Raw genomic sequence first — 25,477 nt, 5'->3', positions numbered from 1 at the left:
CGCTGCCAGGCGTATCGCAAAAAGTAAGACAAGGCGGAAGGCGCTGCGCGCTTTCCGCCTGCATCAAGATGCAGCTCGAACCTTCTCGGCTCTCTCATACAAGATTCCCATGCTAAGTTATACACGAACCATCCACACGGTCGATGCGCACACTGGCGGCGAACCGCTGCGCATCGTCATTTCCGGCCTGCCGCCGGTGCCGGGCAAGACCATCCTCGAGCGCCGCAGCTGGCTCAAGGCGCAGCGCGACGATGTGCGCCAGTTCCTGATGAACGAGCCGCGCGGCCATGCCGACATGTACGGCGCCTACCTGTTGCCGCCGGTTACGCCGGCCGCCGATTTCGGCGTGATCTTCATCCATAACGAAGGTTACAGCGACATGTGCGGCCATGGCATCATCGCGCTCGGCAAGGTGCTGGTGGAGCTCAACCATGTAGAACGCACCGTGCCGCTGACGCGCATCGGCTTCGACACGCCGGCCGGTTTTATCGAAGCCCAGGTCGCGTGGGACGGCCAGCGCGCCGGCGCCGTCACCTTCCGCAATGTGCCGGCGTTCATCTACCGGCGCGATGTCGAAGTCGAGACGCCGAGTTTCGGCAAGGTGACGGGCGACATCGTGTTCGGCGGCGCCTTTTATTACTACATGAATGCCGACCAGGCTGGCGTCAAGATCAAGCCGGAGCAGGTGCGCGGCCTGATACAGCTGGGCGCGGAAACCAAGCAGGCGGTCAAGGACCAGGTGGCGATCCAGCATCCGCTGGAGCCCGGCCTGGATACCCTGTACGGCACCATCATCGACGGTGCGCCGAACGGCGCCGGCGCCGACCAGGCCAATGTCTGCATCTTCGCCGACCGCGAAGTGGACCGTTCGCCGACCGGCACCGGCACTTCCGGCCGTGCCGCCCAGCTGTTCCTGCGCCAGAAACTGGCGCTGAACCAGGTGCTGGTGAATGAGAGCATCGTCGGCAGCTGTTTCCGGGTGCGCGTGACCGGCACCACCAAAGTCGGCGAGTTCGATGCGGCGCTTACCGAAGTCACCGGCGATGCGCACATCATGGGTTTCAACCAGTGGGTGCTGGAAGACAGCGATCCGTTTCCGCAAGGTTTCTTCTTGCGCTGATTGATTTGGACGGCCTGACTTATGAAAATCCTCGACGCTGACAGCACCGCCGCCGCTTTGCCCTATGCCGAACTGGTGCCGGCGCTGGTAAAGGTCGCGCGCCAATTGCGCGAAGGCGAGATCAACGCGCCCGAACGCATGGTGGTGGAAATCGACAAGGCCAGCGTGCTGCTGTGCATGCCGGCTATCGCCGCTGACATCGGCATGACCAAGCTGATCACCGTGCACGCCAACAATGCGCAATTCCAGTTGCCGGCGATCCAGGGCGAAGTGGTGGTGTTCGACGCCGCCAGCGGCCGCCGGCTGGCGCTGTTGCACGGGCCTACCGTTACCGCGCGCCGGACTGCGGCGGTAAGCTTGCTCGGCATCGAGGCGCTGCTGCCGTCCAGGCCGAAGTCCGCATTGCTGATCGGCACCGGAGTGCAGGCTATCGCCCACGCCGACGGCCTGGTCGAGTATTTCGGCGTCAATCAATTCTGGGTCGCCGCGCGCGACCTGCAGAAGACCCAGGTGTTTTGCGACGCCTTGCAGCTGCGCCATCCGCAGATTGCGGTCAAGGCCCTGGCCGCCGCCACGCTAGCCACCGATTTACCGCACACCGATGTCTTGATTGCCTTGACCACCTCGCGTACCGCGGTGATCCCGGCCCATGTCGCGGCAACCACGCTGGCGATCGGCGTCGGCGCCTTCAAACCGGACATGGTCGAGTTCCCGCCCGAGCTGCTGCACAGCCGCACCGTAGTGGTCGACTGCCTGGCCGGCGCCAGGCATGAAGCCGGCGATCTGCTGCAGGCGCAGGTCGACTGGAGCAAGGTGCGCGAACTGCCCGATGTGCTGGCGCACGGCTTTGTCCAGCAGGCCGTCTTGCCGGTATATAAGACCGTCGGCCAGGCCGCCTGGGACCTGGCGGCTGCGCGCGTGGCGATCGTATCGCTGGCGCGCACGGAACAGGCGACATGATCCGCAGCGCGGTGCAAGCCGACGGAATGAGCCTGACCGCGCTGTCGATCCAGGTCTGGCTGCATGCCTATGCCACAGAAGGCGTCAGCGATGACCTGGCGCGCGAGGTGCTGTCGACTTTCACGCCCGAGTATTTCCGCGAGATCATCGCCGATCCCGATTACCGGCTGTTCGTCGAAGTGGATGGCGAAAACCTGCGGGGCTATATCCTGCTCGGCCTGGACTCGCCTTGCGCGGAAAAAAACTACGGCGGGGTCGAGGTCGACACGCTATACGTGCAGGAACATTTCCATGGCCGCGGCATCGGCCGCGCGCTGCTGGAGCACGCCCGCGGCAGCGCCGGCGACCGGCTCTGGCTTACCGCCTGGGCTGGCAATGTACAGGCGCTGGGTTTTTACCGCGCCTACGGTTTCACCGATATCGGCACTGCCTGGCACGAATTCGAAGACCAGAAATACGAGAACCGGATATTGGCCTACCAGGCCAAATGAATCCGGCGCCCGGGCGCGCCAGCCTGCCGGGCAATTCCCTCAAGCTCCCAGCCAAGGCAAACCGGCCTTGCACCAGCCGTTGATGTTCTTGCGGTGGCCATTGTTGTCCTTGTCTCCTTCGAAGCCTTCCAGGATATTGAAACAGTTGCTGTAGCCGTTTTCGGTCGCCAGCTTGGCCGCGTGCTGCGAACGCACGCCGGAACGGCACAGGAACAGCAACGGCGTTCCTTTTTCAGCAATCTGCGCCAGCTGCGCCAGGAAATCGGGATTTTGCACGCCGCCGGGGTATTGCGACCATTGCACCGCCGCATGCTGCGGATCGCGGATCGAAACCCGGCCGACCCAGTCGCGTTCGGCATTGGTGCGGACATCCACCAGGATCGCGGCGACGTTTTCCTGCAGCAAGGCAAACGCCTCGCTCGGGGTGACGGCGCCGGCATAGGGCAGGTGGTCATTCTGGCCACGTTGGCGGGCGGTGGCCAGGAGTTCGTCAGTCGTAGGCATGGTGTATCTCCAAAAAATGTTTTTTAAACAAGCGGCTATTCAATGTCCCGGTTGCACCGTTATGGTGCTAATTCCTGGTTTGCCAAGGTGCGAGCACTAAAATGGTGCCAGCATTTTCCTGTGCACCATGACGGTGATTCGCGATAGCCGGACCAACTCCGAAAAAGCGCAATACAGCCTTCTAAACCAGCTAATTACCGGATCGAATAAGCGTGCCGCAATGAAAGGATGGTGGCATGGATTCTGCTATCATCCTGCACTGAGTTCTGGTCGTACTGAATTGCTGTCCGGTCATAGTTTGCTCAATACCTGTACATCATGATGTTACTGCGATGCTGAAGACTGCGCGCAACAGATCCTGAGCAGGGCGCACAATTTAAAAACCGTAGTACTTTTTTACAAGTACTTTCATCTTAGGAGATTCACATGGCAATGACGGCCGCAGAAGTCTTGAAAATGGCAAAAGACAACGAAGTCAAATTCGTTGATTTTCGCTTCGCTGACACCAAAGGCAAGGAACAGCACGTAACTGTCCCTGTCTCTCATTTCGATATCGATAAATTTGAGTCGGGTCATGCATTTGACGGTTCTTCTATTGCTGGGTGGAAGGGTATCGAAGCTTCCGACATGTTGTTGATGCCGGACCCTAACACCGCGAACATCGACCCGTTCATGGAAGAAACCACATTGTTCATGCAATGTGACGTCATCGAGCCATCCGACGGCAAAGGCTACGACCGCGATCCGCGTTCGATCGCCAAGCGCGCTGAAGCCTACCTGAAATCTTCCGGCCTGGGCGACACCGCCTATTTCGGCCCGGAACCTGAATTCTTTATTTTCGACAACGTCCGCTGGGGCGCAGACATGTCCGGCTGTTTCGTCAAGATCGGTTCGGAAGAAGCATCGTGGAGCACCGGCGCCGAACTCGAAGGCGGCAACACCGGCCACCGTCCAACCGTCAAGGGCGGCTATTTCCCTGTGCCTCCGGTCGACAGCTTCCAGGACATGCGTTCGGAAATGTGCCTGATCCTGGAATCGCTGGGCATCCCGGTTGAAGTGCATCACCACGAAGTTGCAGGCGCCGGCCAGAATGAAATCGGCACCAAGTTCTCGACCCTGGTCGAGCGCGCCGACTGGACCCAGAACCTGAAATACGTGGTCTGGAACGTGGCCCACACCTACGGCAAGACAGCGACTTTCATGCCTAAGCCTATCGTTGGCGACAACGGCTCCGGCATGCACGTGCACCAATCGGTCTGGAAAGACGGCAAGAACCTGTTCGCCGGCGACGGCTATGCCGGCCTGTCCGAATTCGCGCTGTTCTACATCGGCGGCATCATCAAGCACGCCAAGGCGCTCAACGCGATCACCAACCCAGGCACCAACTCGTACAAGCGCCTGGTTCCAGGCTTTGAAGCACCGGTCAAGCTGGCCTATTCGGCGCGTAACCGTTCGGCTTCGATCCGTATCCCGCACGTAGCGAATCCAAAGGGCCGCCGCATCGAAACCCGTTTCCCGGATCCGCTGGCTAACCCGTACCTGTGCTTCGCGGCATTGCTGATGGCAGGCCTGGACGGCGTGCAGAACAAGATCCATCCGGGCGAGGCAGCATCGAAAGACCTGTACCACCTGCCGCCAGAAGAAGACGCGCTGATCCCTACCGTTTGCGCTTCGCTGGAAGAAGCACTGGAAGCGCTGGACAAGGACCGCGAGTTCCTGACCCGCGGCGGCGTATTCAGCGACACCATGATCGATGCCTACCTGGACTTGAAGAAGCAGGAAGTCCAGCGCTACCGCATGACGACTCACCCGATCGAATTCGACATGTACTATTCGGTATAAGTCGGTTCGCAAGTTTGCACCTCCGCTCTTGCCAGATGCAAGGGCGGACTGCAAGATAAAGGACAGGGATCTCCCTGTCCTTTTGTTTTTCTCGCACGCTTGTTTTCACCTCCTGCATATCGCAAACTATATTCTGCAGGATGGTTTGTCATTGCATGTTTCTTGACATAAACTAGCGGCTCGATTGAATTGCCATTGCGAAGAAAGTCTATGAAGCGTCTTTTATCGGGATTTCTGCTATTGGCGGCCGTCAGCATGGCCGCAGGCACTGCTTACGCCCAAAGCGAGGTTTACCTTTGCGTGGACCAGAACGGCGTCAAGGAATACAAGAACACAGGCGACACCAAGGGCTGCAAGCGCGTCAGCCTGCCGCCGCTGACCGTGACGTCGTCGAGCAAGGCGCCACGCGAAGGCGCAGCCGCCAGCAAGCCGGCGGCCTCCACCCCGACCGATTTCCCGAAAGTGGATAACGGCACGCAAAAGGCGCGCGACAACGATCGCCGCCAGATCCTGCAGGACGAGCTGAAGAACGAGCAGCAGCGCCTGGCCAATCTCAAGAAAGACTACAACGACGGTACGCCGGAGCGGCAAGGCAACGAGAAAAACTACGCCAAGTACCAGGAGCGCGTGGCGTCGATGAAAGAGGACATTTCCCGCAGCGAGAAAAATATCGATGCGCTCAACCGGGAACTGTCGAATCTCAAATAATCTACGGCATGGTATCAACCTTGCTTAATGGATAAGGCCGCTCATGCGGCCTTTATTTTTGCCTACCGGTTTAAGATAGAGCAGAGTCGGACGCACCATAATGTGGCGATCCTGCATATTACCCACCGACATCGCTTACAAAGCTTGTTATGCTCGGAAAATGCACTATTTCAATCACACTCGCAGTCTCAATGACGCCGCCGCGCCGCGCCACGCTTTGCCTGGACCGGGCTTTTTGACAAGGATGCCAGGATGCCAATAAAAACCGCCGAACGGAACGTGCTCGCCAGCCTTGACCTGCTGGCTTCCGCGGTGCTGGTGCTGGACCAGCACGGACGCCTGGTGTTTGCCAACGCCGCCGCGGAAAACCTGCTGGAGAGTTCCAGCCGCCTGCTGCAGCAGCAGACGCTGTCCGACCTGTTCCTGAACCCGGACCAGCTGCTGGCGATTTTCGAGCAAGCCTTGCAGCACCAGTTCGACGACTCGCGCCAGGACCTGATCCTGGAACGCGTGGGCCGCGAACCCCTGTGGGTCGACACCATCGTCACCGCGCTCGACAACCCCGAGATGCCGGTGCTGATCGAGTTGCGGGAGAATGTGCAGCAGCTCAAGCTGGAGCGCGAGGAGCGCCTGATCGACCAGAGCCAGGTCAACAAGGAACTGATCCGCAACCTGGCGCACGAAATCAAGAATCCCCTGGGCGGCATCCGCGGCGCCGCCCAGCTGCTGGAGCTCGAACTGCCTGAGCGCCACGTCAAGGAATTGCGCGAATACACGCAAGTCATCATCAAGGAAGCCGATCGCCTGCAGACCCTGGTGGATCGCCTGCTGGCGCCGCACCGGCTGGCGCAGATCGTGGGCGACGTCAATATCCACGAGGTATGCGAGCGGGTGCGCAGCCTGATCGTGGCCGAATTCCCGAGCGGCCTGAGCATCAAGCGCGATTACGATCTGTCGATCCCGCAGTTCCGCGGCGACAAGGAACAACTGATCCAGGCCATCCTCAACATCGCCCACAATGCCGCGCAAGCGTTGCAGGAGCGCATCAAGGCGGGCGATGCGGAGCTGGTTTTCCAGAGCCGGGTAGTGCGCCAGGTGACGCTGGCCAAGGTGCGTTACCGGCTGGCACTAGACTTGCATATCATCGACAACGGACCTGGCATCCCGGCCGAGATTCAAGAACGCATTTTCTACCCGCTGGTGTCGGGACGCGACGGCGGCAGCGGCCTGGGTTTGACGCTGGCGCAAACCTTTGTACAACAGCACATGGGCGTCATCGAATGCGAGAGCCGGCCGGGATATACAGATTTCAGAATCCTGATACCTCTGCCTTGAGGGTTGTTGCCTGCAAGTAGTTGATAAGCTGTGACTGCGAGGCTGCAACTGCGAGGCCGTCATTGCGCTGATAAATAGTTTAACGGACTGCGCTCCTGGCGCAGCACAAAACACATGAAACCAATCTGGATTGTTGACGACGACGAATCGATTCGATGGGTGCTTGAAAAAGCACTGGCCCGCGAAAACCTGAGCACCAAGAGTTTCTCCAATGCGCGCGATGCGATCGAAGCACTGCAATCGAGCACGCCGCAAGTGCTGGTCTCCGATATCCGCATGCCGGGCGCTTCGGGCCTGGAGCTGCTGCAAACCGTCAAAGCCAAGTTTCCCGGCGTGCCGGTGATCATCATCACCGCTTTTTCCGACCTGGATTCCGCCGTTGCCGCGTTCCAGGGCGGGGCTTTCGAATACCTGGCCAAGCCTTTCGATGTCGACAAGGCGGTCGAACTGATACGGCGCGCGCTGGAAGAAAGCTTGCGCGAAGCGAATGTCGAGCAAGCCTCTGCCGAGACGCCGGAAATCCTGGGCCAGGCGCCAGCCATGCAAGACGTGTTCCGCGCCATCGGCCGCCTGTCGCAATCGAATGTGACGGTGCTGATCACCGGCGAATCGGGGACCGGCAAGGAACTGGTCGCACGCGCCTTGCACAAGCACAGCCCGCGCGCGTCGCAGCCGTTCATCGCCCTCAATACCGCGGCGATTCCGAAAGACTTGCTGGAGTCGGAATTGTTCGGGCACGAGCGCGGTGCATTTACCGGCGCCCAGGCATCGCGCCGCGGCCGCTTTGAACAAGCTGAAGGCGGCACCCTGTTCCTCGACGAAATCGGCGACATGCCGTTCGACCTGCAGACGCGCCTGCTGCGCGTGCTGTCCGACGGCCACTTCTATCGCGTCGGCGGACACCAGTCCCTGAAAGCCAACGTGCGCGTCATCGCCGCCACCCACCAGAACCTGGAAACCCGGGTACGCGAGGGACTGTTCCGCGAAGACTTGTATCACCGCCTGAATGTGATCAGGCTGCGCTTGCCGAGCTTGCGCGAGCGGCGCGAAGACATCCCGATCCTGACGCGCTACTTCCTGAGCCAGAGCGCCAAGCAGCTGGGCGTCGAAAGCAAGCGGGTTTCCGATAACGCCATGCGTTTCATGAGCAGCCTGGACCTGCCAGGCAATGTGCGCCAGCTGGAAAACCTGTGCAACTGGATTACCGTGATGGCGCCCGGCCAGACGGTCGAGATCAAGGACCTGCCGCAAGACCTGGTCGGCGGCCGCGACCAGAGCATGCAGCTGGAAAGCCCGGCCAGCCGGCCGGTAGCGTTCGATCCGCATCTGGCGGCGCCGGCCGCTGCCGCGCACTATCCTGAGATCCTGGCGCCGGCGGCGCAAGCTGCGGGCGCCGGCGAACGGCAGCTTGAAAAGCAAAGCTGGATTGCCTTGCTGGAGACGGAAGCGGCCCAGATGCTCAGCAATGGCGACGCCGACGTCATGGATGTGCTGGGACGGCAGTTTGAATCGGCCCTGATCAAGATCGCCTTGCGCCATACCCACGGGCGCAAGAACGATGCTGCAGTACGCCTTGGCATCGGCCGCAATACCATCACGCGCAAGATCCAGGAATTAGGCATAGCCGGCGCAAAAGACGATTGACGGCAAGCCGGGCAGGATGGCGCCTAGCTGTCCTGCGATTCCCTCAGTTTGCGCCATAGGGTAGTGCGGCTGATGCCCAGGTACCGGGCCGCAGCTGCACGGTTGCCCTCGAACCTTGCCAGCGCCTGCGCCGCGGATTCCGCCGCCGCAGGTACTGCAACCGCCGGCGGCGCATTGCTGTGCGCGGCCGCCAGTTCCGGCGCCGCCGACAGCAGGAAGGCCGGCGTCAGCGAACGCAGCGGCTCGGCCGCCAGAAACAGCGCCACCCGTTCCATCAGGTTGCGCAGTTCGCGCACATTGCCGGGCCAGGCATAACTTTCCAGCAGCGGCGCGCAAGCCACGACTTCGGCGTGGAGATTGGCGTGCGGCCGCACATCCAGCGACGCCAGCGCCTGTTTCAGGCACCATTCCGCCAGCGCCACCAAGTCCTCCGGGCGCGCGCGCAAGGGCGGCAAGTCCAGGCGCAGGACGCCGATGCGATAGAACAGGTCGGCGCGGAAACGGCCGTCGCGCACTCTTTCCTCGAGATTGCAATGGGTGGCGCTGATGATGCGGACGTCGACCGCGATCGGGCGGGTAGAACCTACGCGCACCACTTCGCGCTCTTCCAGCACGCGCAGCAGCCGGGTTTGCAGCGCCAGCGGCATTTCGCCGATTTCGTCGAGGAACAGGGTGCCGCGGTGGGCCGCTTCAAACAGGCCGGCGCGGCCGCCGCGGCGCGAGCCGGTGAACGCGCCTTCTTCGTAGCCGAACAGCTCGGATTCCAGCAGCGATTCTGCAATCGCGCCGCAGTTCACCGCGACAAAAGGCCGGCCGCTGCGGCCGCCGGCCGTGCCTTGCGCCAGCGGGTGTTCACGGTGGATCGCCTGCGCCGCCAGCTCCTTGCCGCTGCCGGTTTCGCCATGGATCAGGACGTTGGCCGGCGAGCGCGCAAACAGCGTCACCGACCTGCGTATCGCTTCCATGGCGTCCGACGCGCCGCGCAAATCGCTGATGCCGTGCTTGGCCCTGAGCGTGTCGCTGACCGGATAGCTGCGGCCGCCGGTCGATTCCAGCTGGAGTTGCGTCAAACGCGCCAGTTCCAGCGCATCGTTGAACGCTTGCCGGATCGATGCGGCGGAATAGACAAAGATGCCGCTCAGCCCGGCTTCTTCGGCGAGGTCGGTGATCAGGCCGGCGCCCACTATGGCCTTGATGCCGCTCGCTTTCAAATCGTTGACCTGGGCCCGGGCGTCTTCTTCGGTGGCGTAGCTGCGCTGCTCGATGCTGAGGTCGAATGCGGTTTGGAATTCCGCCAGCGCCGGCATCGACGCCTGGTAGGTGATGACCCCGACCCGCGGCGTGATCTTGCGCGCGCGGGCCAGCGCCTGCATCACATCGAAGCCGCTGGCTTTGGCGATGATGACCGGCACCGACAAGCGGCTTTTCAGGTAAGCGCCGTTGGAGCCGGCGGCAATCACGGCGTCGCAGCGTTCGGTCGCCAGCCGTTCGCGGATGTGCTGGACCGCGTCTTCAAAACCTAGCTGGATAGGCGCGATATTGGCCTGGTGGTCGAATTCCAGCGTGATGTCGCGGAACAGGTCGAACAGGCGCGATACCGACACGGTCCAGATGACCGGAAGATCGTTGTTGTCGCGGTTGCCGGCGGGAGAGGGCAGGGGGCGGGCCATGTTATCGAGGTTTCATTGTTGCTTCAGTGGTGTTTCAATGATGTTTCATTAATGTTTCATGGATCAATTTGAAACATAGTATGGAACATCGAGGACGGTAATGCAATCGCTCGATGCCCCGGGGGCTATCCACGCAAGTGCCTGATTCCAAATAAATAGTCGTCGCAGCCTGGGAAGCGGACGGGGAATTGTTGCAGTCCATGACGGCCATGGCATGGCGATTGCAATATTGCTGTATCGGTTTCCCCATGAAACCTGTTCGAGACAAGGTGACGATATGACGCAATATTCCGCAGGCGCTGCATTCAGGCAGGCCGTTCGTGACGAATCGCCGTTGCAGGTGGTCGGCGCGATCAACGCTAACCACGCTTTGCTGGCCAAGCGCGCCGGTTTCAAGGCGATCTACCTGTCTGGCGGCGGCGTTGCAGCCGGTTCGCTGGGCTTGCCGGACCTCGGCATCTCCAACCTGGACGACGTCCTGACCGATGTGCGGCGCATCACCGATGTCTGCGACCTGCCGCTGCTGGTGGATGTCGATACCGGTTTCGGCTCCTCCGCCTTCAATGTGGCGCGCACGGTCAAGGCCATGATCAAGTTCGGCGCCGCCGCCATGCATATCGAAGACCAGGTCGGCGCCAAGCGCTGCGGCCACCGGCCCAACAAGGAAATCGTCAGCAAGCAGGAAATGGTGGACCGCATCAAGGCTGCCGTCGACGCCCGCACCGACGACAACTTCGTCATCATGGCGCGCACCGACGCACTGGCGGTGGAGGGCCTGGAAGCCGCGATGGAACGCGCGGTGGCTTGCGTGGAAGCCGGCGCCGACATGATCTTCCCGGAAGCGATCACCCAGCTCGACATGTACAAGACATTCGCGGCAGCGGTCAAGGTGCCGGTGCTGGCCAACATCACGGAATTCGGCGCGACTCCGCTGTTCACGGTCGATGAACTGAAATCCGCCGATGTCGGCCTGGTGCTGTATCCCTTGTCGGCTTTCCGCGCAATGAACAAGGCCGCCGAAAACGTCTACACCGCGCTGCGCCGCGACGGCACCCAGAAAAACGTGATCGACACCATGCAGACCCGCGCCGAACTGTACGAGCGCATCAACTATCACGAATTCGAGCAAAAGCTGGATGCCTTGTTTGCGCAGCAGAAGGCGAAATAACCGGCGTCCCGTATTTGAATCCTGGTCAAACAAATCGCATAGGAGCACGACACATGAGTGAGCAACAGCCTGCAGCAGCGGCAACCTTCAAGCCCAAGAAATCGGTAGCCCTGTCCGGCGTCACCGCCGGCAATACCGCGCTGTGCACCGTCGGCAAGACCGGCAACGACCTGCACTACCGCGGCTACGATATCCTGGATATCGCCGACAGCTGCGAATTTGAAGAGATCGCGCATTTGCTGGTGCATGGAAAACTGCCCACCAGCGCTGAACTGAAAGCCTATAAAACCAAGCTCAAAGCCCTGCGCGGGCTGCCAGCCAACGTCAAGGCGGCGCTTGAGTGGCTGCCGGCATCCTCGCATCCGATGGACGTGATGCGCACCGGCGTCTCCGCCATGGGCTGCATCCTGCCCGAAAAAGACGATCACAATACGCCTGGCGCGCGCGATATCGCCGACCGCCTGATGGCCTCGCTCGGCTCGGTCCTGCTGTACTGGTACCACTACAGCCACAACGGCAAGCGCATCGAAACCGAAACCGACGACGAATCGATAGGCGGCCATTTCCTGCACCTGCTGCACGGTGAAAAACCGTCCGCGCTGTGGGAGCAGGCGATGCACACTTCGCTGATCCTCTACGCCGAACATGAGTTCAATGCGTCGACATTTACCGGCCGCGTGATTGCCGGCACCGGCTCCGACATGTATTCGGCCATCACCGGCGCCATCGGCGCCTTGCGCGGCCCCAAGCACGGCGGCGCCAACGAAGTCGCATTCGAGATCCAGAAGCGCTACGACAACCCGGACGAGGCAGAAGCCGACATCAAGAAGCGCGTCGAAAACAAGGAAGTGGTGATCGGCTTCGGCCATCCGGTGTACACCATCTCCGATCCGCGCAACAAGGTGATCAAGGAAGTGGCGCGCAGCCTGTCCAAGGATGCCGGCTCCCTGAAAATGTTCGATATTGCCGAACGGCTGGAAACGGTGATGTGGGATATCAAGAAAATGTTCCCCAACCTGGACTGGTTTTCGGCCGTTTCATACCACATGATGGGCGTGCCGACCGCCATGTTCACGCCGTTGTTCGTGATTGCCCGCACCTCCGGCTGGGCGGCGCACATTATCGAGCAAAGGATAGACAACAAGATTATTCGTCCATCGGCGAATTATGTGGGCCCAGAAGATTTAAAATTTGTCCCGATTGGCAAACGCAAATAGCGCCTGTATGCAAAATGGCAATACCGGCGCAGGAGCGAGCCAATAGATGTTTCCATCGCGTAAGCGATGGAAGCTTCCGCTGCTTACTCAATTAACGCCTTAGGGCCGGGACCATATGATCGCTTTTAACGCATTGAATACTTACCGTATCGCTTCCGCTTTGACACTTACCGCCTTGCTGGCTGCCTGCGGCTCCAGCGTGCCGCTGGCCGACACCAAGCCGGATCCGACCTTGCCGAACCTCCTGAAGCTGGAGCCGACGCCGTCGGCAAGCCTGCTGACCGGTAATTTCTATTGCGAATTGGGCAACCGGGTCGACCTGGCCGGCGCCGGCAGCGACGTCAAGCTGACCTGGAAAGGCCGCAGCTACCCGATGGCCACGGTCAGCACCACCACCGGCGCGGTGCGCCTGGAAGACAAGGCCAGCGGCCTGGTGTGGATCCAGATCCCGGCCAAGTCGATGCTGCTCAATTCCAAGCTGGGACAGCAACTGGCCAACGAGTGCAAGCTGCGCTGATGTCCTGAACCTGGACGGTGTTGCGGGGGTGGCGGCGATGTATTTCTGCTTTAATTTTTTTGGTTGTAATTGTTCGTTTTAATTTTTCATCATCAAGGAAAACAATGTCCGCTCACATCTCCAACGTCCGCCCAAAATACGACAAAGTGCTGGTCGATATCGTCGACTACGTGACCAAATACAAGATCACATCCAAAGTAGCCTACGATACCGCCCGCAACTGCCTGATCGATACCCTGGGCTGCGGCCTGGAAGCGTTGGAGTATCCGGCTTGCAAAAAGCTGATGGGACCGATCGTGCCTGGCACCGTGGTGCCTAACGGCGCCAAGGTGCCGGGCACCCAGTTCCAGCTCGATCCGATCCAGGCCGCCTTCAACATCGGCGCCATGATCCGCTGGCTGGATTTCAACGACACCTGGCTGGCAGCGGAATGGGGCCATCCGTCCGACAACCTGGGCGGCATCCTGGCTACCGCCGACTGGCTCTCGCGCAACGCCATCGCCGCCGGCAAGAAACCGCTGAAGATGAAGGACGTGCTGACCGCGATGATCAAGGCGCACGAAATCCAGGGTTGCATCGCCCTCGAGAATTCTTTCAACAAGGTCGGCCTCGACCACGTGGTGCTGGTCAAGGTCGCATCGACCGCGGTAGTGGCCGAAATGATGGGCCTGACGCGCGAAGAAATCCTCAATGCGGTATCGCTGGCATGGGTCGACGGCCAGTCGCTGCGCACCTATCGCCATGCGCCGAACACCGGTTCGCGCAAATCCTGGGCAGCCGGCGACGCCACCTCGCGCGCGGTGCGCCTGGCCTTGATCGCCAAGAGCGGCGAAATGGGCTACCCGTCGGTGCTGACCGCCAAGACCTGGGGCTTCTACGACGTGCTGTTCAAAGGCCAGCCATTCAAGTTCCAGCGCAAGTATGAATCGTACGTGATGGAAAACGTGCTGTTCAAGATTTCGTTCCCGGCCGAATTCCATTCGCAGACCGCGGTGGAAGCGGCCATGACCTTGCACGCCGAACTGGCCAAGGCCGGCAAGTCGGTGGAAGACATCAAGAAGATCACCATCCGCACCCATGAAGCCTGCATCCGCATCATCGACAAGAAGGGGCCGCTGAACAACCCGGCCGACCGCGACCATTGCATCCAGTACATGGTTGCGGTGCCGCTGATTTTCGGCCGCCTGACAGCCGGCGACTATGAAGACAAGATCGCCGCCGACAAGCGTATCGACGTCTTGCGCGACAAGATCGTCTGCGTCGAAGACAAGGCATTCACCAAGGATTACCACGATCCGAAAAAGCGTTCCATCGCCAATGCGCTGACCGTGGAATTCAAGGATGGCAAGAAACTCAAGGAAATCGTGGTCGAATATCCGATCGGCCACGCACGCCGCCGCAAGGATGGCATTCCGCTGCTGGAAGCGAAGTTCAAGGTCAACCTGGCGCGCCAGCTGTCGGCCAAGCAGCAGCAGCAGATCCTGGAAGTGTCGCTGGACCAGAAAAAACTGGAAGACATGGCAGTCAACGAATATGTTGATCTGTATGTGATCTAAACCAGGCAGCGCCCCGCTTTGACGGGGCGCTGTTGCATTTGTCCGCATCGGTTTGCCAAGACATGCCGCAGAAGCATGCAAGGCGGAAGGCGTTCGCCTTCCAGCCCTACGATTCTTTTCAAGAAACGAGGAGACAGCATGAGTTTCGCCACCTTTTACCAGCGCTCGATCGACGACCCGTCCGCCTTCTGGGCCGAGCAAGCCAGGCGCATCGACTGGCACCACCCGTTCTCGCAAGTGCTCGACGACAGCCGGCCGCCGTTCGCCAGGTGGTTTGTCGACGGCGCCACCAACCTGTGCCACAACGCGGTCGACCGCTGGGTGGCGACGCGCGGCGACCAGCCCGCCCTGATCGCGATTTCCACCGAGACCGGCACTGAAAAAAACTATTCCTTCCGCGAACTGCATGCAGAGGTCAACCGCATGGCCGCCATCATGCAAGGGCTGGGCGTGGGACGCGGCGACCGGGTCCTGATCTACATGCCGATGATCGCCGAGGCGGCATTCGCCATGCTGGCCTGCGCCCGCATCGGCGCCATCCATTCGGTGGTGTTCGGCGGCTTCGCCTCGAACAGCCTGGCCAGCCGCATCGACGACGCCACGCCCAGGCTGATCGTCTCGGCCGACGCCGGTTCGCGCGCCGGCAAGATATTGCCTTACAAGGGGTTGCTGGACGAGGCGATCAAGCTGGCCCGGCACCGGCCGGCGCACGTGCTGCTGGTCGACCGCGGCCTGGCGCCGATGGCGCTGGCCGCAGGGCGGGATGTCGATTATGCCGAGCAGCGGCAGCAGCATATCGACGCCAAGGTGCCGGTGACCTGGCTGGAATCGAACCAAGCTTCCTATATCCTGTACACCTCGGGAACCACCGGCAAGCCCAAGGGCGTGCAGCGCGACGTGGGAGGTTACGCGGTGGCCCTGGCGACCTCCATGGACGCCATCTTTTGCAGCAAGCCGGGCGGGACATTTTTCTGCACCTCCGACATCGGCTGGGTGGTCGGCCATTCCTACATCGTTTACGGCCCGTTGATCGCGGGCATGGCGACGGTGCTGTATGAGGGGTTGCCGATCCGTCCCGACGGCGGTGTCTGGTGGAGCATCGTCGAAAAGTACAAGGTGACCCGCATGTTTTCGGCGCCGACCGCAATCCGGGTGCTGAAAAAGCAGCCGCCGGAACTGATGCAGAAATACGATCTGTCGTCCTTGCAGGCGCTGTACCTGGCCGGAGAGCCGCTGGACGAAACCACGTCCAGCTGGATTGCGTCGGCGCTCGGGGTGCCCGTGGTCGACAACTATTGGCAAACCGAATCCGGCTGGCCGATCATGACCATCGCCAGGAATGTCGACAGCAGGCCGGGCAAGCTGGGCAGCCCTGGCGTGCCGATGTACGGCTATAAGGTACAGCTGTTGAACGAAGCCACCGGCGCGCTATGCGGCGCCAATGAAAAAGGCGTGGTGGTGATCGAATGGCCGTTGCCGCCGGGCTGCATGCAAACCATCTATGGCGACGACCAGCGCTGCATCGATACCTATTGGGCCACGCAAGTGCCCGGCTCGGGCAACCGCGCCTATTCCACCTTCGACTGGGGCATCCGCGACGACGATGGCTATTACTTCATCCTCGGACGCACCGACGATGTCATCAATGTCGCCGGCCACCGGCTGGGCACCCGCGAAATCGAGGAAAGCATTTCCAGCCATCCGAATGTATCGGAAGTGGCCGTGGTCGGCGTCGAAGACAAGCTGAAAGGGCAGGTGGCGGTGGCCTTCGTGATTCCGCGGCAGGCGGTCGATACGGCCCAGGCGCGGGCTGCGCTGGAAGCGGAGATCATGGGCGTGGTCGACAGGCAGATCGGCAGCGTCGGCCGGCCGGCGCGGGTGCATGTGGTCGGGCTGCTGCCGAAAACCCGTTCCGGCAAGCTGTTGCGCCGTTCGATCCAGGCGATCTGCGAGGGACGCGATCCAGGCGACCTGACCACGATCGAAGATCCTGCTTCCCTGCAGCAGATCAGGGAAGCCTTGCTGGCCTGATGCGGCGTATTTGGCCGATGTCTTCGGCACGGGCGATTGCGCGGTATGATTATGCATTCGCCCGCATAAGCTGAGTTTTTTGCCATGACCCACACAATCCGCACGGCCAGCATTGCCGATGCCGCCGCCATTTGCGACATCTACAATCCCTACATCCGCGATACCTTCATCAGTTTTGAAACCGAACCGGTGACGCCCGAGCAGATAAAACATCGCATCCTGGATATCACCGCCAGCTTCCCGTGGCTGGTATGCGTCGAAAACGAACAGATCCTCGGCTACGCCTATGCCACCAAATGGCGTACGCGCGCGGCATACCAGCATGCCGTGGAAACTTCGGTGTACCTGTCGCCTGACGCCGCCGGCAAGGGGCTCGGCAGCGCGCTGTATAGGGCCTTGATCGCCGAGCTGCAGAAATTGCCGGTGCATGTGGTGATCGGCGGCATCGCCTTGCCGAATGCCGCCAGCGTCGCCTTGCATGAAAAAATGGGCTACGAAAAGGTGGCGCATTTTGCCCAGGTCGGCAAGAAATTCGATCGCTGGATCGACGTCGGTTATTGGCAACGGGTACTGTGATGGCGTCGCAACGCCAGCCGCTGCCGGTGGTCGATGGCGTTGCGCCAAGCTATCTGTGGCTGCCGGCGGGCGAATGGCCTGATTTGCTGAGTTTCCTGGAACAGCGTTTCCCGGCTGTCGGCAGCGCCGCCTGGGTGGCGCGCATGGCGCGCGGCGAGGTGGTCGACGGCGACGGCGAGCGGCTGGCGCCGGACAGCCCTTACCGGCGCGGCGCCTGCATTTTTTATTATCGCGAATTGCCGGCCGAAACGCCGATCCCGTTTGAAGAAATTATCTTGTACCAGGATGAGCGGATACTGGTGGCCGACAAGCCGCATTTCCTGCCGGTGATCCCGAGCGGGCGTTTCCTGCATGAGACCTTGCTGGTGCGCCTGAAAAAAAAGACCGGGCTGGCCGACCTGACGCCGATCCACAGGCTGGACCGGGAAACCGCCGGCGTCGTGATTTTTTCGCACGACATGGCCAGCCGCGGCGCCTACCAGTCGCTGTTCCAGCAACGGCTGGTCGAGAAGACCTACGAGGCGCTGGCGCCGACCGCGCCGGACCTGGCGCTGCCTCTGGTCTACCGCAGCCGCATGGTGGACGGCACACCTTTTTTCCGGATGAAGGAAGTGGACGGCGAGCCCAATTCGGAAACCCGCATCGAGCTGATCGAGCAGCGCGCGAGCTGCAGCCTTTACCGGCTGCAGCCGCTGACCGGCAAGAAACATCAGTTGCGCGTGCATATGGCGGCATTGGGGATACCGATCGTCAACGATGCCTTTTATCCCGATGCCCATCCATGCAAAGGCGACGACTTGTCGGCGCCCTTGAAACTGCTGGCGCGCGAAATCGCTTTCGCCGATCCGCTGGACGGACGGCGCCGCCATTTCACCAGCCGGCGCGAACTGTAGACGAAGGAATGTTGGAACAGATGTCAGATACCAGGAGAACGCAATGAGATCAACCCGAGCCACGGCGGCGGTCGAACGTCTCAATGCCCGCAGCACCGATGTACGCTATTCGATGGTGAGGACCGCGGAGGAATTGTTTTACCTGACGCAGAACGCCGGCTTCGAAGCCCCGGTCCGCTTGAGCGAAGCGCTGGAGCTGGACGATTTCGTCAAGTTCGTCAACGCTTACGGGCCGCAAAAACCGAAGCGCATCAGCAAGCTGGATGTCGCTTTTGAAAAGCAGCTGCAAAAGAAAGATTAGCCGCAGCCATGGACGCCCAACGGCCCGGTAGCGCCGCCGTACATGCCATCCTGGTGCATGGCATGGGGCGCACGCCGGTATCGATGCTGCTGCTCGCCAAACGCCTGCGCGCGGCCGGCATGACAACCCATCTGTTTGCCTATTCGGCCGCCTTTGAGCGCTGGCTGCCCTGCGTCGAACGCTTGCGCAAATTCATTGCGGCGCGCACCGGCGACCAGCGCTTCATCGTCATCGGCCATTCGCTCGGCTGTGTCTTGACGCGGGCCGCATTGCCGCACCTGGCGCGGCAGCCGGAACTGGGCGTGTTCCTGGCGCCGCCGACCAAGGCTTCCAGCTACGCCATCAAGCTGGCGCAGTGGCGCCTGTTCAGGCTGCTGACCGGCGAGATGGGGCAGTTGCTGGCGCGCCAGGATTTCATGGATACCTTGCCGGTTCCGGATATCCCGTTGCGCGTGTATGCCGGCACCAAGGGGCCGCGCGGCAGCTGGATGCCGTTCGGCGACGAGCCGAACGACGGCATCCTGTCGGTCAAGGAAGTACAGCTGGGGGAAATACCGGTGCAGCTGCTGCCCACCATCCACACGGTCATCATGAATTCGCGGCAAATGACCGATGACATCGTGAGGGCTGTGCAGGCCAGGCCAGGCCACGGCTGATTCAAGGAACCGGCAGGCTGCGCCTTTCCCGGCTACGCAACTTCATACGCTTGACCTACCTCGTAGGCAGCGCACAAATCGGCAAGTCTCTGCGTGGCGTATCGATACAGCTGGTTGTCCAATTGGTTTTGCCTGTTGAACTCCAGGTACAGGCGTTCGCCGATTTCGTCCCTGATGCTGTCTTCCTGGCCTGACGTATCTGAGCGATTGACGTGTTCCGGTTGCAGCGCCAGCTGCGGGAAAACCTGGCGATATGCGTGCTCGATAACCTCGAGCGATTGTGCATATTTCTCGACTATGCCTATCGCTTTCCAGCTTTGCAGCAGCGCCTGTGCTTCCCGCAGGTCCGCTTCGCTTGCCTGCGCAGCGAGTATGCCTTGGCCGGCAAAGGAAGCTGAAGACAAATGGATGACCTGGTAGTTGCGAATCACGACGCCGCCCGGCGCCCCGGATAAAGCCCAGTCAAGGTAGTCTGCAAAAGTACCTGTCGTTGCTTCCCTGAATGGCTGCCCCGGGTCCTTGCGGGTAAATTCGTACACCGAGCGGGCCCGCAACAGCGGATTCCTCAAGAAAACGATCGGCAGCGCATTGCAGTGCGGCAGCGGCGGCCGCGCCAGATGGCTGGACAGTGCTCTTATCGCTGGATTGGCTTTCAGGAACTTGTATACGTCTGCGCTCGTTCTCAGATCGTGCGCGTGACTGCCTTCGTAGGTCGTCCATCGGTTTCCGAAATGCTGCTGCAGCGCCAGATCCAGGCTGGTGCCTGCATTCTTGAAGATGTGGTAATGGATAATGACAGGAGGATTGTCATCCTCCCCGATTGAATGCGGATGAATCATTTCGACGATCGATCAAGCAGGTTGAGGAGGAGGCCGACTCCCGCCTCAACCGTGGTGCGGCCGCAGTCAATAACTGCGGTTGGATGTTCTGGAGCTTCGTAGGGACTGTCGATGCCGGTCATGTTCTTCAGTTGCCCAGACCTTGTTTTCCGGTACAAGCCTTTTGGATCCCTTTGCTCGCACACAGCCAGCGGCGTGTTGATATATACCTCGATAAAATCGGCGTCGCCAATCAGCTCCCTGGCCATTTCCCGTTCCTTGTGAAACGGCGAAATGAACGCGGTAATAACGATCAGTCCTGCATCCATCATCAGTTTGGCGACTTCGGATATGCGGCGCATGTTTTCGGCGCGGCAGGCGTCGGAAAATCCCAGGTCCCTGTTTAATCCCGCGCGGACGTTATCGCCGTCGAGGATGTAGGAGTGCTTGCCCATTGCGTGCAATGCCATCGCAAGGGCGTTGGCGATCGTCGATTTTCCTGAACCGGACAGGCCGGTGAGCCATATGACCTTGGCGGCATGGCCGTTCAGTTTTGCGCGGTCGGTCCGGGTCACCGCGAAGAGCTGCGGATGCAAATCTTCCGCCCGGAATATCCTCTGAGGGGCCTCGCGTTCGACGACCGTCAGGTTGTTGAGACGACTGCCCATAAGGCCCTCTTTCTCGCATGAATTTATGGCTCGTTGCACAAAACGTCTTTGTATATTTGATTTATACCGATTTTAGTGTGCAGATTCTTGCAGTGAGGTAACGTTTGGTTTCGGATTGTAACTATTTGTGGGGGTTGAACGGCAACGGCAGGGCTAAGTTACAAAACGGTTTGTAAGCGGCAGGAGAGCGCTCGATATCGTAATTTGTTCAGGTGTATTGGCAGCAGTGGCGTGCCTGGCGCAACCAGCCTGCTTCTTTCCCTGGCGAAGGAAAGAAGCAGGGCGCTCTCAACGATTCGTTACAGGCATGGCCGGTATCAGGTCGCCGCCGGCATGATGGCCCTTGATGCGCAACACCATCACCGCGGCGACGATGCAAGCCGCACCCATCAATACCGACGACAAGGTGTAGCTGCCCAGGCTGTTGCGCAGCGAGCCGGCCAGCATGGTGGCGCTGGCGGCGCCCAGCTGGTGGCCGGCGACGATCCAGCCGAACACGATAGGCGCGGCCAGCCGGCCGAACACGTCGTTGGCCAGGCGCACCGTCGGCGGCACGGTGGCGATCCAGTCGAGGCCGTAAAACAGCGCGAAGACCGGCAGCCCGAAATAACTGAGGCCGAACGCGTGCGGCAGGAAAATCAGCGCAACGCCGCGCAGGCCGTAATACCAGAACAGCAGCACGCGCGCATTGAAACGGTCCGACAGCCAGCCTGACATGGTGGTGCCGAACAGGTCGAGCAGGCCCATGGTGGCGAGGATGCTGGCGCCGCCGACGGCGGAAATGCCATAGTCGCCGCACATGGCGATGAAATGCGAACCGATGTAACCGTTGGTGCTCATGCCGCAAATGAAGAAGCTGAAGAACAGCAGCCAGAAATCGCGGATTTTCACCGCTTTTCCCAGGGCTTCGAAAGCGATGGACAAAGGATTCTTGGATTTGCTGGCCGCATCCGGCGGCAGCTCTTCGAACTGGCCGTAGCGTTTCATGCCGATGTCTTGCGGCCGCTCCGGCAGGAACACCGCCACCAGCGGGATCGCCAGCGCCGCTACGCTGGCCACCAGGATGGCTACCGAGCGCCAGCCGAAATGTTCAACCATGTACGCCATCAAGGGCAGGAACACCATCTGGCCGGTGGCCGAGCTGGCGGTCAGCAAGCCCATCGCCAGTCCGCGCCGGGTTTCGAACCAGCGGCTGACAATGGTGGCCGCCAGCGTATTGGCGGCGACGCCGCTGCCGGCTCCCACCAGGATGCCCCAGGCCAGCACCATATGCCAGGGCATGGTCATGAAGGTGCTGACGAAGGTGCCGACTGCCAGCAGCACCAGCGCCCCCAGCACGATAGGGCGGATGCCGTAGCGCTGCATGGCGGCCGCCGAGAACGGCCCGATCAGGCCGTACAGCGCGATGTTGACCGAAATGACGAAAGAGATGGTAGTGACGCTCCAGCCGAACTCATGCTCCAGCGGCAGGATCATGACCGACGGCGTGGCGCGGATGCCGGCGGCGGCCAGCAATACGAGGAAAGTGATGCCGACGATGATCCACACGTAGCTGAAACGTGTGCGCGACATGATGGCTTGTATGGTCTGGTTCATAAAATGGCGTTTTCGTTTTGTTCGAATTTCACGTTTGCATCATCGACCAGGCTCATCAGCGCATGATGGGTCTGGTCGCCCAATATCGTATTGATTACATCTTGCGCCTTGCGCCAGTTGGGTTTGGACTGCCGCCACTTGCGTCCGCCTTCCGTGCTTAGGCGGACGCCGAAAGAGCGCTTGTCGGTCAGCATCTCCAGCGGCAGGTCGACGGTCTCGATCCAGCCGGCGCTGATCAGGGGCTTGAGCGTGCGGCTCATGGTGCTGCGGTCCATGCCCATGTTGTGCGCCAGCGGGATCACCCCGATCGGCCCGTATTTGCCGATCCTCGCCAGCAATGAATACTGGCTGATGGTGAGTTCGTCGGCGGCAAGGTAGTGGTCGTAGATATTGGTCATCTTGCGCGTCAGCTGGCGCAGCGTCGTGCAGCTGCATTCGTTTTTCATCATGGGCAATCCTTTTTGATGCATATGCATCCATGTATATGCATACTACAGATGGAGCCCAGGCAATGTCAACAGCCTTATCGCGTTTGTTGCGATTTGCACGCGGAGAGGAGCAGGGGCGGCAGAAGCCGCCCGCGGGGTTTGTTATTCAGGCAAGGCAGGCGCTGGACTGTGCGCTAGAACTTGAAAAGGCACAGGCAGGATGAAGAACCGCCGCTGCTGAACAAGGTGCTGACCTGGCCATCGGCCGTCACTTTGCGGATCAGGTTGTTGCCGCTGTCGGCGACATAGATGTTGTTGGCGGCATCGGCAGCGATGCCCTTGGGCTGGTTGAAGCTGGCCTTGTTGCCGCTGCCGTTGGCGTCGCCCGCGGTTCCCGCCGCGCCGGCCAGGGTGCTGACCACGCCGGTCAGGGACACGGTGCGGATCAGCTGGTTGCCGTTGTCGCTGACGCGGATGTTGCCGGCGCTGTCTATGGCAAGACCGTACGGCTGGCTGAAACGGGCGCGCTGCCCGCTGCCGTCATCGCTGCCCGAGCTGCCTGCGGTTCCGGCCAGGGTGCTGACGCCGCCGTTCTGGTCAATCTTGCGGATCGTGTTGTTGCCGGTATCGGCGATATAAATATTAACTGCGAGGTTGGCTGCGGGGTTGCTCGCACTGTCGAGAGCGATGCCGCGCGGCAGGTTGAATTGGGCACGGGTGCCGGCGCCGTCCGAGCTTCCCTGGCTGCCGGCGCTGCCCGCCAGCGTCGTCACCACGCCCGCCGCAGTGATCTTGCGTACCGTGGCGTTGCCGGTATCGGTCACGTAGAGATTGCCGGCGGCATCGCGCGTCACGCCCCATGGCTGGTTGAAGCGTGCGTTGCCCGCCGTGCCGTCATCCCGCCCGGCCTGGCCGGCGCTGCCGGCGATGGTGGTCACCAAGCCGGCGCTGGTGACCATGCGGATCGTATGGTTCTGGGTGTCGGCCAGGTACAGGTTGCCGGCTGCATCGACAGCGATGCCGCCCGGCTGGTTGAAGCGCGCCAGGCTGCCGTTGCCGTCGCTGCTGCCGCTATTGCCGGCGCTGCCGGCCAGCGTGCTCGCATCGCCGGCGGCGGTGATCTTGCGGACGGTGTTGTTGGCCGTATCGGCTACGAACAGGTTGCCGCCGGCATCGACGGCGATGGCGCCAGGCTGGTTGAAACGGACCTTGCTGCCGCTGCCGTCGGTGCTGCCGGCTTCGGTACTCGACGTGGTTGCGTCGCAAGTGGTCTGGCTGGTCCGGCAGCAGGCTGCGAGGACCAGGGCCAGCAAGCAGAGGGAAAGCCTGGCAGGTAGTTTGGCAATTCGCATGTGGTCTCTGGTAGATTGACTCGGATATGCCTGATGACAAATCGATACGAGAATATTACCGGATTCCAGGGCTTTCTTGGGAGCAAAGTTGGCGCGGCCGGAATTGCGCCGCCGCGCCGCCAGCGCCAGCCGGTTCGATTCCTTTGCGGCTGACAATCAATTTTTCGATGCGGCCTCGCTATCTAGCCGGGTCAATATCCGGTATGCCGCAGTGACCCGTTGGTCGATGGGATAGGATTTGTTCGCCAGGATCACGATGCCGATCTTTTTGGCCGGCACAAAAGCCACGTAGCCTGAAAAGCCATTGGTGGAGCCGGTTTTGTTGATCAGCACATCTGCTTGCGGAGGCAGCGGAGGGCTTAGCTTCGCAGCTGGCAATTCGTCGTAGAGGGAGGTGGTGGCGTTGCCCGCCAACAGCTGCTTCAGTTCTAACGGATAGGGGTATTGTTCCCAGATCAGGTCCTGCGTAAATTCTCCCGAGCCGAAATATCCCGTATGCGTGCCGGTGATCGCGCGCTGCAATTTCGCTTCCAGCTTGATTGCCTGCATGTTGGCGCCGATGAAGCGGATCAAGTCGGCCGAACCGGATTTCACTCCGTAGGCTTCAGACGCCAGTACGCCTGGATTCACCCTGGCCGGGACATCTTTTGCGGTGTAGCCTTGCGCGTAATCCTGCATCTGGCCGGCTGGCACATTGATATAGCTGTGCGTCATTCCCAATTCGGGGAAGAGCTTCTTTTCAACCGCGTCCTCAAAAGACATATCCATGCTCTTGGCGGCAATCATGCCGAGCAACCCGATGCTCGGATTTGAATATTTCCTGTATGTGCCGGCGGCATGGGCCGGCTGCCAATGCTTGAAATAATCCATGAGCTGCTCTGTATTGCCGATATTGTCCGGGACTTGCAGTGGCAGGCCGCCGGCGGTGTGCGTTCCCAGGTTCAGCAGGCTGACATTGTCAAAGCTGCTGCCGCGCAGGGACGGCAGGTATTTGCTGGCGCTGTCGCTTAACGACAGCTTGCCTTCGACCTGGGCGTAAGAAGCCAGCGTCGCCGTGAATGTCTTGCTCAGAGAGCCGATTTCAAAGAGCGTCTTGCTGGTAACGGGTTGCCGGGTTTCCTTCGACGCTACGCCATAGTTATAGAAATAATCCTGGCCATCGATGGTGACGGCGACCGCCATGCCCGGGATGCCGTAGCTTTGCATCAGCGGCTGGATAGCGCTGTCTACGGTGGCCTTGATGCCGGACTGGTCGAGGTTGGCGGCGGCACAGTTGCCGGCGGCGAGAATACAGGCTGAAAAGGACAGTAGTTTCAATATGCTCATGGTTTTTTGCGGATATCGCATGAAGTCTTGTGAAGACGGAAATATCCCCTGTTGGCGGATTATCCACAAGCGAGAATAATTTCGGCAAGGCTAAAGAAAA

General features: G+C 60.7%; 24 protein-coding genes. 16 read left to right on the top strand and 8 right to left on the bottom strand.

All coding sequences use genetic code 11. The features are described from left to right. Window positions 1-109 precede the first annotated feature (109 nt). The 3 genes from lhpH to AC07RZ_RS15580 are packed head-to-tail and all read left to right on the top strand — an operon-like array spanning window position 110 to window position 2,571. Entirely contained in the window at window positions 110-1,120 is a 1,011-nt protein-coding gene (gene lhpH / locus AC07RZ_RS15590; protein WP_494668595.1) for a trans-3-hydroxy-L-proline dehydratase, read from the top strand. A 21-nt stretch (window positions 1,121-1,141) separates the two neighbouring features. Beyond that, window positions 1,142-2,080, top strand: coding sequence for a delta(1)-pyrroline-2-carboxylate reductase family protein (locus tag AC07RZ_RS15585; RefSeq protein ID WP_494668594.1), 939 nt, complete (start codon window positions 1,142-1,144; stop codon window positions 2,078-2,080). After that, the gene (locus AC07RZ_RS15580; protein WP_494668593.1) at window positions 2,077-2,571 is read left to right on the top strand and encodes a GNAT family N-acetyltransferase; all 495 of its coding nucleotides are present in this window, start codon (window positions 2,077-2,079) and stop codon (window positions 2,569-2,571) included. The genes AC07RZ_RS15585 and AC07RZ_RS15580 overlap by 4 nt, the downstream gene beginning before the upstream one ends. Window positions 2,572-2,610: 39 nt before the next feature. Here the strand turns inward: AC07RZ_RS15580 and AC07RZ_RS15575 are convergent, their stop codons facing one another. After that, the gene (locus AC07RZ_RS15575; protein ID WP_144738935.1) at window positions 2,611-3,075 is read right to left on the bottom strand and encodes a rhodanese-like domain-containing protein; all 465 of its coding nucleotides are present in this window, start codon (window positions 3,073-3,075) and stop codon (window positions 2,611-2,613) included. A gap of 426 nt (window positions 3,076-3,501) precedes the next feature. Between AC07RZ_RS15575 and glnA the strand changes: the two genes are divergently transcribed. The 4 genes from glnA (at window position 3,502) to ntrC (ending at window position 8,604) form a co-directional block, all read left to right on the top strand. After that, complete coding sequence (gene glnA / locus AC07RZ_RS15570; RefSeq protein WP_092397390.1) at window positions 3,502-4,917, top strand: type I glutamate--ammonia ligase; 1,416 nt, start codon at window positions 3,502-3,504, stop codon at window positions 4,915-4,917. Window positions 4,918-5,127: 210 nt separating this feature from the next. Beyond that, complete coding sequence (locus AC07RZ_RS15565) at window positions 5,128-5,625, top strand: DUF4124 domain-containing protein (RefSeq protein ID WP_494668592.1); 498 nt, start codon at window positions 5,128-5,130, stop codon at window positions 5,623-5,625. Between the two features lie 252 nt (window positions 5,626-5,877). Then, window positions 5,878-6,960: a nitrogen regulation protein NR(II) gene (gene glnL / locus AC07RZ_RS15560; RefSeq protein WP_092397394.1), complete on the top strand. Its 1,083-nt coding sequence runs from the start codon at window positions 5,878-5,880 to the stop codon at window positions 6,958-6,960. Between the two features lie 114 nt (window positions 6,961-7,074). After that, window positions 7,075-8,604, top strand: a complete 1,530-nt coding sequence (gene ntrC / locus AC07RZ_RS15555; protein WP_144738932.1) for a nitrogen regulation protein NR(I) — start codon at window positions 7,075-7,077, stop codon at window positions 8,602-8,604. Between the two features lie 23 nt (window positions 8,605-8,627). On the opposite strand, the gene prpR is transcribed toward ntrC, so the two are convergent. After that, the gene (prpR, locus tag AC07RZ_RS15550; protein WP_494668591.1) at window positions 8,628-10,274 is read right to left on the bottom strand and encodes a propionate catabolism operon regulatory protein PrpR; all 1,647 of its coding nucleotides are present in this window, start codon (window positions 10,272-10,274) and stop codon (window positions 8,628-8,630) included. 277 nt (window positions 10,275-10,551) lie between these two features. On the opposite strand from prpR, the gene prpB reads away from it, so the two are divergent. From prpB to AC07RZ_RS15505, 9 genes are all read left to right on the top strand, one after another. Further along, a complete protein-coding gene (gene prpB / locus AC07RZ_RS15545) occupies window positions 10,552-11,442 on the top strand; it encodes a methylisocitrate lyase (protein WP_092397400.1) in 891 nt (296 codons plus the stop codon). Window positions 11,443-11,495: 53 nt separating this feature from the next. Beyond that, entirely contained in the window at window positions 11,496-12,659 is a 1,164-nt protein-coding gene (gene prpC / locus AC07RZ_RS15540) for a bifunctional 2-methylcitrate synthase/citrate synthase (protein WP_494668590.1), read from the top strand. Between the two features lie 115 nt (window positions 12,660-12,774). Further along, window positions 12,775-13,176, top strand: coding sequence for a hypothetical protein (locus AC07RZ_RS15535; RefSeq protein WP_494668589.1), 402 nt, complete (start codon window positions 12,775-12,777; stop codon window positions 13,174-13,176). A 104-nt stretch (window positions 13,177-13,280) separates the two neighbouring features. After that, window positions 13,281-14,732, top strand: a complete 1,452-nt coding sequence (locus AC07RZ_RS15530) for a bifunctional 2-methylcitrate dehydratase/aconitate hydratase (RefSeq protein WP_494668588.1) — start codon at window positions 13,281-13,283, stop codon at window positions 14,730-14,732. A 138-nt stretch (window positions 14,733-14,870) separates the two neighbouring features. Continuing rightward, the gene (locus tag AC07RZ_RS15525) at window positions 14,871-16,763 is read left to right on the top strand and encodes a propionate--CoA ligase (protein ID WP_494668587.1); all 1,893 of its coding nucleotides are present in this window, start codon (window positions 14,871-14,873) and stop codon (window positions 16,761-16,763) included. 84 nt (window positions 16,764-16,847) lie between these two features. Beyond that, window positions 16,848-17,339, top strand: coding sequence for an arsinothricin resistance N-acetyltransferase ArsN1 family B (locus AC07RZ_RS15520; protein ID WP_494668586.1), 492 nt, complete (start codon window positions 16,848-16,850; stop codon window positions 17,337-17,339). After that, entirely contained in the window at window positions 17,339-18,232 is an 894-nt protein-coding gene (locus tag AC07RZ_RS15515) for an RluA family pseudouridine synthase (RefSeq protein ID WP_494668585.1), read from the top strand. The genes AC07RZ_RS15520 and AC07RZ_RS15515 overlap by 1 nt, the downstream gene beginning before the upstream one ends. 43 nt (window positions 18,233-18,275) lie before the next feature. Next, window positions 18,276-18,533: a hypothetical protein gene (locus AC07RZ_RS15510; RefSeq protein WP_494668584.1), complete on the top strand. Its 258-nt coding sequence runs from the start codon at window positions 18,276-18,278 to the stop codon at window positions 18,531-18,533. 8 nt (window positions 18,534-18,541) lie between these two features. Further along, window positions 18,542-19,189 carry an esterase/lipase family protein gene (locus AC07RZ_RS15505; RefSeq protein ID WP_494668583.1) on the top strand — a complete coding sequence of 216 codons (648 nt, stop codon included), beginning with the start codon at window positions 18,542-18,544 and terminating at the stop codon, window positions 19,187-19,189. Window positions 19,190-19,221: 32 nt separating this feature from the next. Here the strand turns inward: AC07RZ_RS15505 and AC07RZ_RS15500 are convergent, their stop codons facing one another. From AC07RZ_RS15500 to ampC, 6 genes are all read right to left on the bottom strand, one after another. Continuing rightward, complete coding sequence (locus tag AC07RZ_RS15500; RefSeq protein WP_494668582.1) at window positions 19,222-20,028, bottom strand: hypothetical protein; 807 nt, start codon at window positions 20,026-20,028, stop codon at window positions 19,222-19,224. Further along, window positions 20,025-20,675 carry an adenylyl-sulfate kinase gene (cysC, locus tag AC07RZ_RS15495; protein ID WP_494668581.1) on the bottom strand — a complete coding sequence of 217 codons (651 nt, stop codon included), beginning with the start codon at window positions 20,673-20,675 and terminating at the stop codon, window positions 20,025-20,027. Before cysC ends, AC07RZ_RS15500 begins: the two co-directional genes overlap by 4 nt. A 288-nt stretch (window positions 20,676-20,963) precedes the next feature. Continuing rightward, window positions 20,964-22,271, bottom strand: coding sequence for an MFS transporter (locus AC07RZ_RS15490; protein WP_494668580.1), 1,308 nt, complete (start codon window positions 22,269-22,271; stop codon window positions 20,964-20,966). Further along, window positions 22,268-22,720: a MarR family winged helix-turn-helix transcriptional regulator gene (locus AC07RZ_RS15485; RefSeq protein WP_494668579.1), complete on the bottom strand. Its 453-nt coding sequence runs from the start codon at window positions 22,718-22,720 to the stop codon at window positions 22,268-22,270. Before AC07RZ_RS15485 ends, AC07RZ_RS15490 begins: the two co-directional genes overlap by 4 nt. 173 nt (window positions 22,721-22,893) lie before the next feature. Then, complete coding sequence (locus AC07RZ_RS15480; protein ID WP_494668578.1) at window positions 22,894-24,051, bottom strand: NHL repeat-containing protein; 1,158 nt, start codon at window positions 24,049-24,051, stop codon at window positions 22,894-22,896. Window positions 24,052-24,207: 156 nt separating this feature from the next. Further along, window positions 24,208-25,398, bottom strand: coding sequence for a class C beta-lactamase (ampC, locus tag AC07RZ_RS15475; RefSeq protein WP_494668577.1), 1,191 nt, complete (start codon window positions 25,396-25,398; stop codon window positions 24,208-24,210). Window positions 25,399-25,477: the final 79 nt, after the last annotated feature.

Source organism: Collimonas sp. GW821-FHT07E08, assembly GCF_059418905.1.
The sequence above is the reverse complement of the archived record's forward strand: the minus strand, read 5'-3'. Positions and strand labels throughout refer to the sequence as shown.